Below are 242 nucleotides of genomic sequence, written 5' to 3' on the forward strand. Positions count from 1 at the left end.
GGTCCATTTAAACCTGCATAAGACGTTTACTGGTCCTCACGGAGGCGGCGGCCCTGGATCTGGTCCTGTCGGAGTGAAAAAAGAATTGATTCCATTTCTACCTAAACCTGTTTTAGTGAAAGAACAGGATACGTACCGCTTTGAATATGATCGTCCGAAGTCGATTGGACGAGTGAAACCGTATTATGGAAATTACGGGATCAATGTACGTGCGTATACGTATATCCGTACAATGGGACCAG

The 242-nt window shown here is 45.5% G+C and carries 1 pseudogene; it reads left to right on the forward strand.

The features are described 5' to 3' along the window. Positions 1 to 242 (forward strand): annotated as a pseudogene (locus tag RYX56_RS24715) (aminomethyl-transferring glycine dehydrogenase subunit GcvPB); the annotation flags it as partial.

Origin of the sequence: Alkalihalophilus lindianensis (genome assembly GCF_032843265.1) — a bacterium.
GTDB lineage: Bacteria > Bacillota > Bacilli > Bacillales > Bacillaceae_D > Alkalihalophilus > Alkalihalophilus lindianensis.